Origin of the sequence: Arthrobacter humicola, assembly GCF_039531445.1 — a bacterium.
Classification (GTDB): Bacteria; Actinomycetota; Actinomycetes; order Actinomycetales; family Micrococcaceae; genus Arthrobacter; species Arthrobacter humicola.
Window position 1 is genome coordinate 131,810 of sequence record NZ_BAAAQB010000026.1, and the last position, 14,106, is coordinate 145,915.

Consider the following 14,106-nt stretch of genomic DNA (forward strand, 5'->3'; position numbering starts at 1 on the left):
ACCCAACCCGGAGCCAAAACGGGCGCGAAACCGCTCACACGCTGGCTCACACGGTGACCTCGGAAACTGGACATGTCCCCCAAAGGGACCGGAAATATGGGGTCCGGAAACCCGACCACAACTGCAGCCCTCACCGCACCGATTACCCCGGAATCCGGCCCCAGCAACCAGTTTCATCACTCGCCCCAACAACCGGATTCATCAATCGCCCGAGGTGTTTTTCCATGGAATTTGCCGCCATCCTGCTCGTAGTACTCATGGTCTACGCAGCCGTCGCCACCATCGTCGCGGTCGTCCGCGACGGCCGGGGCCACACCCCGCTCGAGCCGTCCACACGCCCTTGGATGGCGGGTAACCTGCCCAGCGAAACGTATGCGTCGCTGCGGTCCCTGCGCTGACCGAATCCCAGCAGCCGCACGCCACGAACCGCAGACACGGCCCCCGTCTCCAACGCTGGAGGCGGGGGTCGTTCGCCGTCGTCGCAACCTAGTTTCCGCACCGTTTCCGGACAGTTGCGACGTTGATCCACGCCGCGGCTGTCCGTTTTCGCCGCGGTATTTCGGGCGCGATGCGGAAACCCGAGTGCAGGGCGGACCTTCCGCAGTACTTCCCGCAGTACAGCTGGACGATGTGTATAGACACCCGCAGTGACGCGGGAGCATCCTAAACGTGTGCGCGTTTCGGGAGGAGAGCGGCAACGGGGCGGGGAGCTTCCGCCTTGGCTGGGGGATTCCGAGGAAGCAGGCGGGCCACCGGAAGACGGGTCTCACTTTCCGGGCGTGCGGACACGATCGGCGAGGGAAGCTGGTACCAGATCATGGACGAAACATCCGATACGCGGCAAAGGCTGTCCTCCCGCATCGACGAGAAGCAGCAGGCCCTCCGTTCCTATCTCAGCAAGGAAAGACCCCGGCGCACCCGGCTGGCCAATATCAGCATCGTCGGCAGCGCACTAGCCGCGGCGCTCACGGCCGGCCCCGCCTTCGGAGGCACGGGGTTCACCGAATCGGTGGCGGCAATCTTCAACCTGAGCGACGACTCTCTTGTGTGGCGCGTGCTGTGCCTGTTCGCGGTGATCTTTTCCGTTGCCGCGGCGCTGGCCACAAATTTTGCCACGTCACGTTCGCTGGCAGACCGCGTGAGCGCGGCCGAGACCTGCAGCGCCCAGTTGGAGGGACTGCAGGTCGCGTTGAACTTCGGCCACATTGAGATCGACGAAGCCGTCAAGCTCTACCAGCAATACTCGACGCAGGTGGCGTTCGTGGAGGGACTGCCGGCGGGGTGAGGCTTTCTTCGCCCGGCTCCTCTACGGGCTTTTGTCGCGGCTCCTTGCGCCGCTCACTACAGCCGAACAACGTCGGGTTCGAGCCGTCGAGTAGGCCAGGAGTTGTCGTTGCTACCCAATTCCGTCGGGCGGCGGAGAATTAGGGGCATTCGGGCGATTGAGGATCAGATGAGGGAACTGCGAGGAAGAGCTCCAAGTCCCTGCTAGTCAAGTCCCGAAGGAGTCCCGGCGGGTTTGGCTAGTTTGGAGGCTTGCCGCTCAGTCCGCCTTGTAGTTGAACGTCAGCTCGGCCGGGGGAGGGCCCTGCAGCATCTCCGGGGTCAGGCCGTGGAGCTCCACAAGCTGCTCGCGGAACCACACGTCGTAGGGATCGTCCGACGTCGAGAGGGCCTGGAACGCCTTGCCCAGATCCTCGGCCTCGTGGAAGAGGCAGACGAAGTCCCCTTGTGGGGTCTGCATGAGGCTGGCAACCTCGCGGGTCATGCCCATGCGCTCGCGCGAGCGTTTGTGTTCTTCGGCCCGGGCCCCGCTCATCTCGGCGTCCAGTGCTTTCCACGCCTCCAGTTTCCCGGGCAGGATCGGTGCGAACCACGTTATGCATTCCATGACGAATGTCCTTCCACGCAACGGTTTCAGCACGGTGGCAATCCCATCGGTGCAGCTGGAATCTTAGTCTTGCGGCCGACGGCGGGACAGAGGCCGCGGGAAGCTCCACCGCTTGTGCCGGCAGGCTCAGCCGCTTGGAGCGGCAGGCTCACGCCCCGCGCTCAGCCAGCCAGGTCGGCGAGGATCTGTGCACCGGCCCTGGCCCCGGCGGCCCTGCGGAGGCGGTCGCCGATGTACGCCGCTGCCTTGCGGTGACTCTCGGACGCCAACAGGGCCGCGAGGGCGGCGCCGATCTGTTCCGGCGACGACGTGCGGTTCAGTAGCACGCCGGCGCCCGCCGTGCTGATGGCCTTGCCCACCATGTGCTGGTCCATCATGGGGTGCATCGGCAGGACCATCACCGGCAGGCCGTGGGCCAGCGCGCGCATGGACGTGGCGTGGCCGCCATGGCAAATGACCGCACTGCAGCCCGGCATGATCTCGTTGTGGTCGACGTAGCGGTGCGCCGAGGCGTTCATCGGCACGGACAGGCGTCCCGGATCCACCGCGGGGCCGGTTGTCACGACAAGTTCCACCGGCAGCCCGGCCGCCGCGTCCAGGGCCTTCTGCAACGCCTCTTGCTGCCCGGGAAACGCCGTGCTGCTCAGACTCACCAGGACGCGCGGAGGTTCGGGAGGCGGTCCGGCAGTCAAGACCCCTGACGACGGCGCCGCGGACGGGGGCCGTGCGGGAACCAGTTGCTCGGCAGACGTCGTCCCGGCACCGGCCACGAGGACGTCGTCTACTACGGCCCCGGACCACACCACCTTGTCCGGGTGGCTCTCCCAAGAGACCCTGTCCCAGGAGCCTGCCGGATCCAGGAGCGGGTCCGCGCAGACCAGTACCCGTTCCGCATGCCGCATCACGCGGCGCGGAGGCAGCCCCTTGAGCGAGAGTGCGGCGCCCATGGGGCCATGCCGGAACGGGCCGTCAAAGAACGCGAAGAAGCTGTGGACCAACACCACATGCCGCAGCCCGGCTTTGGCGGCGGCATCGATCGCGCCCAGGAGCAGGCAATCGATGACGACGACGTCGGTCGGCTCCCGTCGCGCCTCCGCCACAAGGTCCCGGCCGATGCCGGCGTCGCTGAATGCGGACAGCATGGCCGAGAACTGCCGGTGCGCGGGGGCCGGCACGGCGAGATCCAGCGGGGCCGCCTGCCGGTAGGGAATGAATTCCGCGCCGGTGGCCTCCACCGCCGTCGCCTGACGGGCGTGCCCGAGGAAGCGGACCCGGTGTCCCTGCCGCAACAGCTCGCGACCGATGCCCAGGGCGGGCGGGAGGTTGCCGCCGGCGTCGAGCGTGGCGAAGAGGAAGTTCGACAACTCTTCCTCCTTAAGCCTCAACCCGCTGGGGTTTCTTTAGGGTCCTGCGGTCCTGATTCCAGACAGCTCTGTTGCCCGGGTTCCTGCAGCGCTCCGCCGTGTCCTGCGGGAAGACAGCAATACCGGGTTCTCAGGGCACCGGTACTGCTGAATGCTAGCCGTTCGGGCGCGGCCGGGACAGGTGACGTGCCGGGAACCAGTCCTGTGGCGCCCTCAGGTGAGCAGAATGGGGTCCGCCGACCATCAACCCATGCTGGTCACGAGCTCCGCACTCCGGGCCCGGATCGCAGCAAGGCTGTCCGCCAGGCCGCAAAGGACTATGCCGGCGTCGGCCGCCTGCAGTGGTGACTCCGGTGTGTTCAGCCCGTCGGCCCGGAGGCTAACAAGCGACTCCACGAGCCGGAAGGCCAGGTCCCCGTTCTGGCTGGTGCCGGCCCACCCGGTCGCGGGGAGTTCCGCCCCCAGCCGCTGGTACAGGCCCCGGAGCTCCGTCCTGTCGGCCATGAAGCTGTGGAACCGCTGGCTGCGCGCCTCCGGCAGGTTGTAGAGCACCCCGAGGTTCCAGCGCGCAGTGCACAACTGGGTCCCGTCATAGAGCGCGACGGCGTGCAGTCGCGCCGCAGCCGCCACGGGACTACGGTCCCCGTCACCCAGGGCGCAGACTGTGCGGGCGAAGGCGAGACCACCGGCTACCGTGCCCGCCAGGAGGACCTCAAGGATGTCGTCCTTGTGGCTGAAGTGGTGGTAGAGCGACGACTGGCGGATCCCCACGGCCTCCGCGATGGAGCGGGTTGAAGTGTTGGCATACCCCTGCGTGGTGAAGAGTTCGGCGGCGGCGTCAAGGATTTCGTCACGGGCCGTGGCGCCGGGACGTGAAGGCTGTTGCTTGCGGGGGCGCCCCGGGCCGGTTGTTGTCACGGCATCATTCTTGCACCCCTGCGGAGCCCTGCTCTTGCACCCCTGCGGGGCCCGCGGTGCGGCCCAAAACCCGGTGAGATTCGGGAAACACCGCGGAAATATTCCGTCAATCCACCTTTTACACGGGCGAAACGAGTTCGGGATGTCCGGCTGGAAAACTATCAAGTGACCGGTATTCCGCAGCGTTGGGCCCAGTGCTGCATTTGCCGGAACGCATCAACCCCAACGCCGTTCCAGCCCCGGAGATTCCGATGACATCCACAGTTCTTCCCTCATCCGCGCAGACGGATGACGCAGACCTCACGTCGCTTGGCTACGAGCCGTCCCTGCACCGCAAGCTGGGCCGATATGCCTCTTTCGCGGCAGGCTTTTCCTTCGTGTCCATCCTGACCACCATCTTCCAGCTCTTCGCGTTCGGCTACTCCTTTGCCGGCCCGGCCTTCTTCTGGACCTGGCCGGTTGTGCTGATCGGCCAGCTGCTGGTGGCCCTGAATTTCGCGGAGCTCGCAGCACGCTACCCGCTCTCCGGGGCGGTCTACCAGTGGGCCCGCCGCGTCGGCGGTGAAACGGTGGGGTGGTTCGCCGGCTGGTTCATGGCCCTGGCACAGGTGGTCACCGCCGCCGCCGCGGCCATCGCCATGCAGGTGGTGCTGCCCCAGCTCTGGGATGGATTCCAGCTGGTGGGAGGCGACCCGGCCCTGAACACCACCACCGGCGCCGCGAACGCCGTCGTCCTCGGGGCCATCCTGCTGGTGGTCACCACGGTGATCAACTCCCTGGGCGTCAAACTGATGTCCCACGTGAACTCGGTGGGCGTGACATGCGAAATCGTCGGCGTCGCCGCCGTGATCCTGGCGCTCATCACCGCCGCTCAGCGCGGACCCGACGTCGTGATGGACACCACCGTCCTGGCCGGATCCGACCTCGGCGCGGTAGGCGCGTTCATGGTCTCGGGCCTGATGGCCGCCTACGTCATGGTGGGCTTCAACTCGGCCGGTGAGCTCTCCGAGGAGACCAAGTCCCCGCGGCAGACGGCACCCCGGACCATCCTTTCCGCCCTGATCATCTCCGGCATCGGCGGGGCGCTCATGATCATCACGGCGCTGATGGCCGCGCCCAGCCTCGACGACGGCCGGCTCGCCACCGAGGGCCTGCCCTACGTGCTGACCGCCGTCCTGGGCACCTTCTGGGGCAAAGTGCTCCTGGTCGACGTGGCCGTGGCCATCTTCGTCTGCACCCTCGCCATCCAGACCGCCGGGTCCCGCCTGGTGTTCTCCATGGCCCGCGACGGCAAACTCCCCGCCTCCGCCCTGCTCTCCTCCGTGCACCCGACCCGCGGCACCCCGATGTGGCCCTCCATCGCCATCGGCGCACTGGCCGTGGGCGTGCTGGCCATCAACGTCGGCAACGCCGCCCTCTTCACCACGCTCTGCAGCGTCTGCATCGTCATGGTCTACGTGGCGTACCTCCTGGTCACCGTGCCGCAGCTCCTCAACCGCCTCCGCGGCGACTGGGACCGGGTGGGCCAGACCATGCCGGCAGGGCTGTTCTCCCTGGGACGCTGGGGCCTGCCCGTCAACATCCTCGCGGTGCTCTACGGCGCCGTCATGGTGGTCAACCTCGCCTGGCCGCGGCCCGAGGTGTACGACCCCTCCGGAGAAAACGGAATCCTCCTCTATTCCGCCCCGCTCATGGTGGGCATCGTGCTCCTGCTCGGCCTCGGGATCCGGCGCACCAGCGCCCGGTCCGCGAGCCGCAGCGAAGACCCCGCCGACGCCTGACCGCGCAACGCCTGACTCCCAGGCCGCCTGACTGTCTGCCCGCGCCACTCAACGCCCCACTCCAGGATTGACATGACACACACCACCGAAACACCAGCCACCGCCACATCCACCACTTCAGGCGCCCGCGCGCACGCCCGGGAACAGCACGGCCGCACCGCGGACACCATGCGGCACGTCCCGGCCGCCTCCGCCCCGGCGCGGTACACCGCCGGCCTGCCCGAGGCCGCCAAGGAACGCCTGAGCTGGGCCGAATCCGTGGCCTTCGGCCGCTACACCGCCCTGCCGCTGGCCCGCGGAACCCGGATCCGGCTCACGGACACCGACGGCGACGCCTGCGTCCAGGTCCTGCTCTACCGGAGCGGGGCTCTGCACGAACGGCTCAACGTGGCGGACACCGTCAAGGTCCCGTGGCAGGCGTACCCCACGGCGGGACACCCGCTGCTCTCCGACGCCGGCCGGCTGATGGCCACGATCGTGGCCGATACCTCCGCCCGCCACGATGCCCTGACCGGCACCACCACGCTGGCCGGGAACACTGCCCGCTACGGCGCCGGGACCGCCCACAGCAGCTCGCCCGCCGGGCGGGAACTCCTGACCCTGGCCGCACTGAAGCAGGGGCTGGGCGCACGGGACGTGGCGCCGTCGCTCTCCCTGTTCAAGGGCATCGGGGTTGACCCGGACGGCAGCATCCGGTTCGCCGGTACCGCCGGCGCCGGTGCCGCCGTCGACATCCTCTTGCACATGGACGCCGTGGTGCTCCTGGCGAATACCGCCCACCCCCTGGACCCCCGGCCGGACTTCAGCGGAACCGCCGTCGACGTCGTCGCCTGGCACGCCTCGGACGACCTCGGCCTGCTCGCGGAGGGCCTCCTGACCGGACCACTGTCCCCCGAACACCGGCAGGCCCTGAACAACACCGACCACGACCTCATGGCAAGGAACGCACGATGAACACCGCCACTGAAACCCTGAAACCCCCGGCCGCCACCGCCAGCGAAACAGCGCTCGCGGACGGCGCCGTCATCCTGGATGAATACGTCGAAGCCCGCGGTCCCTGGTCCGCCGTCGTGTGCGCCGGGGACGTCCTGACCATCGTAGATCTGGAAGGCAACCAGGCGGTGGACTGCCTGCTCTACGCGGCAGACGACACGGACGTGCGGTACTCCGCCGCCGTCACCCTCGCCGCGCAGCGCTCCATCGTGCTGACCACCGGCTCCGTGCTCCGCTCCGACGCCGGCCTGCCGCTCATGACCGTGGTGGCGGACGAAGTCGGCGTGCACGACACCATCGGCGGAGCCTGCTCGCAGGAATCCAACACGCTGCGATACGGGCAGCACACCCGCGAACAGCACGCCTGCGTGGAGAACTTCCTGATCGAGGGGTCCCGCTGGGGGCTGGGGAAGCGTGACCTGGTCTCCAACATCAACTGGTTCATGAACGTTCCGGTGGACCCCGACGGAGCCCTCGGGATCGTGGACGGCCTTTCCGCCCCGGGCAAGCGGGTGGCCCTCCGGGCCGAGGTGGACACCCTGGTGCTGGTCTCCAACTGCCCGCAGATCAACAATCCGTGCAACGGCTTCAACCCCACGCCCGTCCGCATGATCGTCACCCGCCCGGAGGCTGCCCTGTGAACCGCTTCGACACCCTGCTGATCGCCAACCGCGGCGAAATCGCCTGCCGCATCATCGAATCCGCCCGGAAAATCGGGTTGCGCACCGTGGCCGTGTACTCCGAAGCCGACCGGGGCGCCCGCCACGTCAGGCTGGCGGATGAGGCCGTGCTCCTGGGCCCGGCCCCCGCCAAGGAGTCCTACCTCAAGGTCGAGGCCCTGCTGGCGGCGGCCGCGGGCACGGGTGCCGGCGCCATCCACCCCGGCTACGGCTTCCTCTCGGAGGACGCCGGCTTCGCGGAGGCCGTGGAGGCCGCCGGGCTGGTCTTCGTGGGACCCACCCCGGAACAACTCCGGATCTTCGGCACCAAACACACTGCACGGGACGCCGCGCGGGCCGCCGGCGTGCCCATGATCGCCGGATCCGGCCTGCTCCCGGACGTGGACGCGGCCGTGCTTGCCTCCCGCGACATCGGGTTCCCGCTCATGCTCAAGGCCACGGGCGGTGGCGGCGGCATCGGCATGACCGTGTGCCGCACCCAGGATGAGCTCACCGAGAGCTACCCTCGGGTGGCGCGGCTGGCCGGCGCGAGCTTCAGCACCGCCGGCGTCTTCGCCGAGCGCTACGTCGAGCACGCCCGGCACGTGGAGGTGCAGATTTTCGGCGACGGCGACGGCAGGGTAGTCAGCCTGGGCGACCGTGACTGCTCGCTGCAGCGCCGGCACCAGAAGGTGTTGGAGGAGGCGCCCGCCCCGGATCTGCCCGACGCGCTCCGCGACGAACTGCACCGTAGCTCGCGGGCGCTCTGCGGATCGCTGGACTACCGCTCGGCCGGGACCGTTGAGTTCGTCTACGACCCGGCCCGCCAGGAAGCGTCCTTCCTGGAGGTCAACGCCCGGCTTCAGGTCGAACACCCCGTCACCGAGGCCGTCACCGGCGTCGACCTTGTGGAATGGATGCTCCGGCTGGCCCAGGGCGGGACTGAGGCCGCCGGCGTGCTGGCCGGGCGCCCGGACAGCATTCCCGTCTCCGGCTACGCCGTCGAAGCCCGGCTCTATGCCGAGGACCCGGCCCGCAACTTCCAGCCGAGTTCCGGAACCGTCACCAACGCCGCCTACCCCGGAACTGACGGCGTGCGCGTGGACGCCTGGGTGGAAACCGGCAGCGAGGTCTCCACCAACTACGATCCCCTCCTGGCCAAGATCATCACCACCGGCACGGACCGGAACCAGGCCTTCGACCGGCTCGGCGCCGCGCTGAAGGCCACCCGGATCGACGGTATCGAGACCAACCTCGGGATGCTCCGGGCCGTGACCGGCCTAGACGTGGTCCGCGACGCCACCCACTCCACCGGCACCCTGAACGACCTCGGCGACCCGGAACCCCGGATCACCGTGGAGCGGCCCGGCCTGCAGACCTCCGTCCAGGACTGGCCCGGCCGGGCCGGGCTGTGGCAGGTGGGCGTGCCGCCTAGCGGCCCGATGGATGACCTGTCCTTCCGGCTGGGCAACCAGGCACTCGGCAACCCCGAAGGCGCACCCGGGCTCGAGTTCACCATGACCGGCCCCTGCCTGCACTTCACCCATGCGACGACGGTGTGCATCGCCGGCGCCGACACCACGCTCACCGTGAACGGCGCGAACGTGCCCGCCTGGGAACCGGTGACGGTGCCCGCAGGAGGCACTCTCGACGTCGGCACCGCCGAAGGGTCCGGGCTCCGCGGCTACATCCTGTTCCAGGGCGGACTTGACGTGCCGCAATACCTGGGCAGCGCGTCCACCTTCACCCTGGGCCAGTTCGGCGGCCACGGCGGCCGCGTCCTCCGGTCCGGGGATGTGCTCCGCGCCGTGGCCCCGGAGACTGCCACGGTGGCTGCCGCGGACCCTGCCGCGGACCCTGCCGCGGAGGATCCGTCGCCGGCAGCGCCTGGCCAGGCCGGTCCCGTTCCGCCGGACAGCAGGCCGATGCTGACCTCCGCGTGGGAACTGACGGTCGTGGAGGGCCCGCATGGCGCCCCCGAGTTCTTCCAGCGCGAGGACATCGAGGACCTCTACGCCGCTCGCTACGAAGTGCACTTCAACTCCGCCCGCACCGGCGTCCGCCTCATCGGGCCTAAACCGCGGTGGGCCCGCAGCGACGGCGGCGAGGCGGGACTGCACCCGTCGAACATCCACGACACCGCCTATTCGGTGGGCGCCCTGGACTTCACCGGCGACACCCCCATCCTGCTCGGCCCGGACGGTCCCAGCCTCGGCGGCTTCGTCTGCCCTGTGACGGTGGTGACGGCCGACCGCTGGAAGCTCGGCCAGCTCCGTCCTGGCGACACCGTCCGATTCGTGCCGGTGGAGGCCCGCCAGGCACCGTCGGCCAAGGACCTGGGATCGGGGCGGCAGCTGGTGCTGCCGGGCGACGCCGGCTGGTCCCGTTCCACAGCCGGTGCCGGCGTCTTGAAATCTGGCACGGCCCTGCCGTCCGCCGGTATCCGCCGGGGAGACGGCGACGACGGCGTGCTGGGCCGGGTGCCGGAAGGGCCCGGACGGCCCGCGGTCACCTACCGCCGCTCCGGCGATGACAACCTGCTGGTGGAATACGGCGACATGGTGCTCGATCTCAGTCTGCGGGCCCGCGTGCACGCCCTGCACCAGCACCTCGAAGAGCTGCGCATGCCGGGGATCGTGGACCTCACACCCGGGATCCGGTCCCTGCAGATCAAGATCGACCCGACGGTGCTCCCGGCCCCGCGCCTCCTGGGCCTGGTGCAGGACATCGAAGCCGCCCTCCCGGCGAGTTCAGAGCTGGTGGTGCCCAGCCGAACCGTCCGCCTGCCGTTGTCCTGGGACGATCCGGCCACCCGCGAAGCGATCCAGCGCTACATGGCCGGCGTCCGGGACGACGCCCCCTGGTGCCCGTGGAACATCGAGTTCATCCGGCGCATCAACGGCCTGGAGTCCGTGAACGATGTCTTCGACACGGTCTTCAACGCCGAATACCTCGTCCTGGGCCTGGGCGACGTGTACCTGGGCGCCCCGGTGGCCACACCCCTCGATCCCCGCCACCGCCTAGTCACCACCAAGTACAACCCGGCCCGGACCTGGACGCCGGAAAATGCCGTGGGAATCGGCGGAGCCTACATGTGCATCTACGGCATGGAAGGGCCAGGCGGGTACCAGTTCGTGGGCCGGACCACCCAGGTGTGGTCCCGCTACGCCGATTCCGCGCCGTTCGAACCGGGTTCGCCTTGGCTCCTGCGGTTCTTCGACCGCATCTCCTGGTACCCGGTCAGCCCGGAAGAGCTGCTGGACCTGCGGGCGGACATGGCCGCGGGCAGGGGACGCGGCGTCGAAATCGAAGACGGCACTTTTTCCCTTGCCGACCATGAGGACTTCCTCGCCAGGAACAGCGAGTCCATCGCTGTGTTCCGCGAGCAGCAGGCGGCGGCCTTCGCCGTCGAACGTCAGGCCTGGGCCGACGCCGGCGAGTTCGACCGCGCGGACGCGGCAGCCGCCGTCGTCCCGGAGCCTGAAGAGCTGGTGGTCCCCGACGGCGGCACCCTTGTCTCCGCGCCGTTCGCCGCCAGCGTGTGGAAGGTGGATGTCACCGCGGGGGACCACGTGGTGAGGGGCCAGCCGCTGGTGTCGCTGGAGGCGATGAAGATGGAAACGGTGCTGGCCGCCCCGTGCGACGGTGTGGTCCAGCAGGTGCTGCCGGTGGCTGGATCCCAGGTAGTGGGCGGCGAAGCCCTGGTGGTTCTCGGGCTGCCTGTGGAGACCTCCGCGGAGGAACTAATCAAGGAACTGGACGCCAAGGAACTGGAAGAGGCCACAGTATGAGGACGACGTTTGAAGGACCGAGTGCGACCGCCCGGGTGCGGGCGGCGCTGGCCGCCATCGAAGCCTCCGGCCGGCCGGAAATCTGGATCACCGTGCGGGGCGCGGACGAACTGCTGGCCGAGGCGGCGGCCGTTGATGACGCGGTGGCCGCGGGCGAGGTGCTGCCCCTGGCCGGGCTGCTCCTTGCCGTGAAGAACAACGTCGACGTGGCAGGGATTGACACTACCGCGGCGTGCCCCGGCTTCGCCTACACCCCGGCGCGGGACGCGGAGGCGGTGGCCCGGCTGCGGGCGGCGGGCGCGGTGGTTGTGGGGGCAACAAACCTGGACCAGTTTGCCACCGGGCTGGTGGGAACACGCAGCCCGCACGGGGCGGTCCGCGATGCGCGGCGCCCGGACCGTATCTCCGGCGGCTCCAGCTCGGGATCCGCCGTGGCCGTGGCCCTGGGGCTGGCGGACATCGCCATCGGCACGGACACCGCGGGATCGGGGCGCGTCCCCGCCGGGCTCCAGGGGATCGTCGGCATCAAAGCCACGCTGGACGTGGTGTCCACCGCCGGGGTAGTGCCGGCGTGCCGCTCTTGGGACGCCGTGACGATTTTCGCAAGGGACCTGGGCTCGGCTGAGTTGGCCATGGGGATTATGGCCGGGGGGTCTCGCCCGTGGCCCGCCGATGTCCGGCTCGCGGCGCCCGACCGGCCGCGCGTCGCCTATCCGTCCAGCCTTCCGGAACTCCCGCAGACGTGGGCGGCTGAATTCGGCCGACAGATCGCCAGGCTTCACGCCGCTGGCGTGGACGCCGAGCCGATCGAGTTCGAGGTCTTCCTGCGGGCCGCGCGTCTGCTGTACGACGGCGGGCTCGTCGCCGAACGCTACGCGGCCGTCGGGGCCTTCGTTGACGCCGCCGGCGACACTGCAGAAAATCCTGCGGGGCTGGATCCGACGGTCGCCGGAATCGTCCGCCGCGCCGGCCAAGTGCCGGCACCCAGCTATGTTGCGGACACCGCCCGGCTGGACGGACTGAAGCGGCAGGCGATGGCGCTCCTGGAAGGATTCGATGCCTTGGTGGTCCCCACCGCGCCGTTCCACCCGAGCCTGGCGGACGTCGCGGCCGACCCTGTGGGCGTGAACTCGCGCATGGGCACCTACACGAATTTCTGCAACCTGTTCGATCTGTGTGCCGTTGCCGTACCCGCGGGAGAGGTGGAGGGAGCCCAGTTCGGGCTCACCGTTGTGGGTCGCACGTTCGACGACGCCGTGGTGGCCGACATCGCCCGCACGATTGAGACCGCATCGCCGCCCCCGACGCTGTTCGCGGCCGGGGCCGCTCCTTCCCGGCAGTTGCCCGCGGGAAAGCCGTGGCCCGTCCGTGCCGGCGCGTCCTCGGTACCCCTGGTTGTGGTGGGGGCGCACCGCAAGGGCCAGCCGCTGGCGCACCAACTCGAAACCCTGGGAGCCTCCTGGGCCGGGCACGTACGCACGGCCGCACGCTACCGAATGGTCTCGCTGGACACCCAGCCACCCAAACCCGGCGTGTACCGCTCGGAGGACGGGGCGGAACTGGTGGCCGAGCGCTGGCTTCTCTCCGAAGCGGCGCTGGGTCAATTCCTGGCGGCGTTGCCCGAGCCGATGCTTCTTGGCTCCGTACGCCTGAGCGACGGGTCCAGCGCCGTCGGCTTTGCCTGCGACGCGGTCGCCGCCAAGAACGGCACGGACATCACCAGGTACGGCGACTGGCTGGTTGCGATGGCCGCCTCTCCGGCCGGGCAGGCGGATCCGGACTTGGAAGTGCTTGGTGAGGGACCGCGCGGTCAGGAACCCCGGGGGGACAGATCGCGAAGTCAGGGATCGCGCGGCACCCTCGCCGACGTGCTGCTGACCGGGTTCACACGAGGGATGCAGCCGGGTACCGAAAGGAGGTAACCGTGAGTCGGCACTTGGCCAGATTCACGGGGCAGGCTTCATGGGGCCGCCCGGGGGAGTGCCTCCCGGGGGCCGGCCCGGCGGAGGTCTGCACGGCCGGCTGGTCCTGACTTTCCGGGTCTTCGAGCCCGTCGCAATATCGATCGAAAGGAACGGAAGTGCTGAACGTTAGGACATGGTGGGCCGCGATGCGCGCTACGTCAGCCCCGCGTCCCGCAGGGGAGGTGACGGCCTCCACCCGTGACGCGGAACTGCAGTATTGCTGGCTGCTGCCGGGAGACGTCACGTATTCCGCAGTTCCGTCAACACCCGAGGCTTAAGCAGCCCTGGAGCGACGCGTCGGGCAGCCGCTGCCCGACGCTATCGTGGCGCCGGGCACGGAGTAGGTGACGCAGGCCATAGGGGCAAGGCTTGGTCTTTGGGGTTTTGGAAGGGCCGGTGATGCGGCCGGATTCCGCGTGGATCCGGGGAATATGACGCCAGGGGACACCTTTGCGAGCCGATTTGTGCAGGGTCCTCCCGGCGTGTAAAGTGATTCGAGTCGCCGCCGCTGATGCGGAAAGAAAGCGACCGACCCCCTTCTAAACAGCCTGAAAATGGTTCGCAAATTAGCGTGCCGAATAAGGGTGGGGACCTTCTCGAGAGAATGTAGATCGCAGAAATGCGAATTTGCAAACGCTCCCGAGATCGGGTAAGTTTGAAAAGTTGCTCCGGAGCGATCCGCGACTGTTTGTTGGTTGTGGTGGTGCCGGGTGTGTCTGTTGTTTGAGAACTCAATAGTGTGCCA

General features: G+C 68.8%; 10 protein-coding genes. 7 read left to right on the plus strand and 3 right to left on the minus strand.

Features of this window, described 5'->3' with window-relative positions:
- The first annotated feature begins 224 nt into the window (after positions 1-224).
- Both ABD243_RS09395 and ABD243_RS09400 read left to right on the plus strand, forming a co-directional pair.
- Positions 225-398 (plus strand): hypothetical protein, encoded by a 174-nt coding sequence (locus ABD243_RS09395; protein ID WP_344364688.1) that lies wholly within the window; start codon positions 225-227, stop codon positions 396-398.
- Between the two features lie 419 nt (positions 399-817).
- Positions 818-1,285, plus strand: coding sequence for a hypothetical protein (locus ABD243_RS09400; protein ID WP_116768145.1), 468 nt, complete (start codon positions 818-820; stop codon positions 1,283-1,285).
- A gap of 258 nt (positions 1,286-1,543) precedes the next feature.
- Here ABD243_RS09400 and ABD243_RS09405 read toward each other — a convergent pair whose 3' ends face one another.
- The 3 genes from ABD243_RS09405 to ABD243_RS09415 all read right to left on the minus strand — a co-directional run bounded on the left by ABD243_RS09405 (position 1,544) and on the right by ABD243_RS09415 (position 4,173).
- Positions 1,544-1,891, minus strand: a complete 348-nt coding sequence (locus ABD243_RS09405; RefSeq protein WP_344364691.1) for a DUF6176 family protein — start codon at positions 1,889-1,891, stop codon at positions 1,544-1,546.
- 161 nt (positions 1,892-2,052) lie between these two features.
- Positions 2,053-3,255: a nucleotide disphospho-sugar-binding domain-containing protein gene (locus ABD243_RS09410; protein ID WP_344364694.1), complete on the minus strand. Its 1,203-nt coding sequence runs from the start codon at positions 3,253-3,255 to the stop codon at positions 2,053-2,055.
- 243 nt (positions 3,256-3,498) lie between these two features.
- On the minus strand, positions 3,499-4,173 hold the full coding sequence (locus tag ABD243_RS09415; protein WP_344364696.1) for a TetR/AcrR family transcriptional regulator: 675 nt from the start codon (positions 4,171-4,173) through the stop codon (positions 3,499-3,501).
- Between the two features lie 251 nt (positions 4,174-4,424).
- On the opposite strand from ABD243_RS09415, the gene ABD243_RS09420 reads away from it, so the two are divergent.
- From ABD243_RS09420 to atzF, 5 genes are all read left to right on the plus strand, one after another.
- A complete protein-coding gene (locus ABD243_RS09420) occupies positions 4,425-5,954 on the plus strand; it encodes an amino acid permease (RefSeq protein WP_344364698.1) in 1,530 nt (509 codons plus the stop codon).
- A gap of 72 nt (positions 5,955-6,026) precedes the next feature.
- Positions 6,027-6,908: an urea amidolyase associated protein UAAP1 gene (locus tag ABD243_RS09425; RefSeq protein ID WP_344364702.1), complete on the plus strand. Its 882-nt coding sequence runs from the start codon at positions 6,027-6,029 to the stop codon at positions 6,906-6,908.
- On the plus strand, positions 6,905-7,588 hold the full coding sequence (locus ABD243_RS09430; RefSeq protein ID WP_344364704.1) for an urea amidolyase associated protein UAAP2: 684 nt from the start codon (positions 6,905-6,907) through the stop codon (positions 7,586-7,588). Before ABD243_RS09425 ends, ABD243_RS09430 begins: the two co-directional genes overlap by 4 nt.
- Positions 7,585-11,397 carry an urea carboxylase gene (uca, locus tag ABD243_RS09435; RefSeq protein ID WP_344364706.1) on the plus strand — a complete coding sequence of 1,271 codons (3,813 nt, stop codon included), beginning with the start codon at positions 7,585-7,587 and terminating at the stop codon, positions 11,395-11,397. The genes ABD243_RS09430 and uca overlap by 4 nt, the downstream gene beginning before the upstream one ends.
- Entirely contained in the window at positions 11,394-13,319 is a 1,926-nt protein-coding gene (gene atzF, locus ABD243_RS09440) for an allophanate hydrolase (protein WP_344364708.1), read from the plus strand. Before uca ends, atzF begins: the two co-directional genes overlap by 4 nt.
- Positions 13,320-14,106 lie beyond the last annotated feature (787 nt).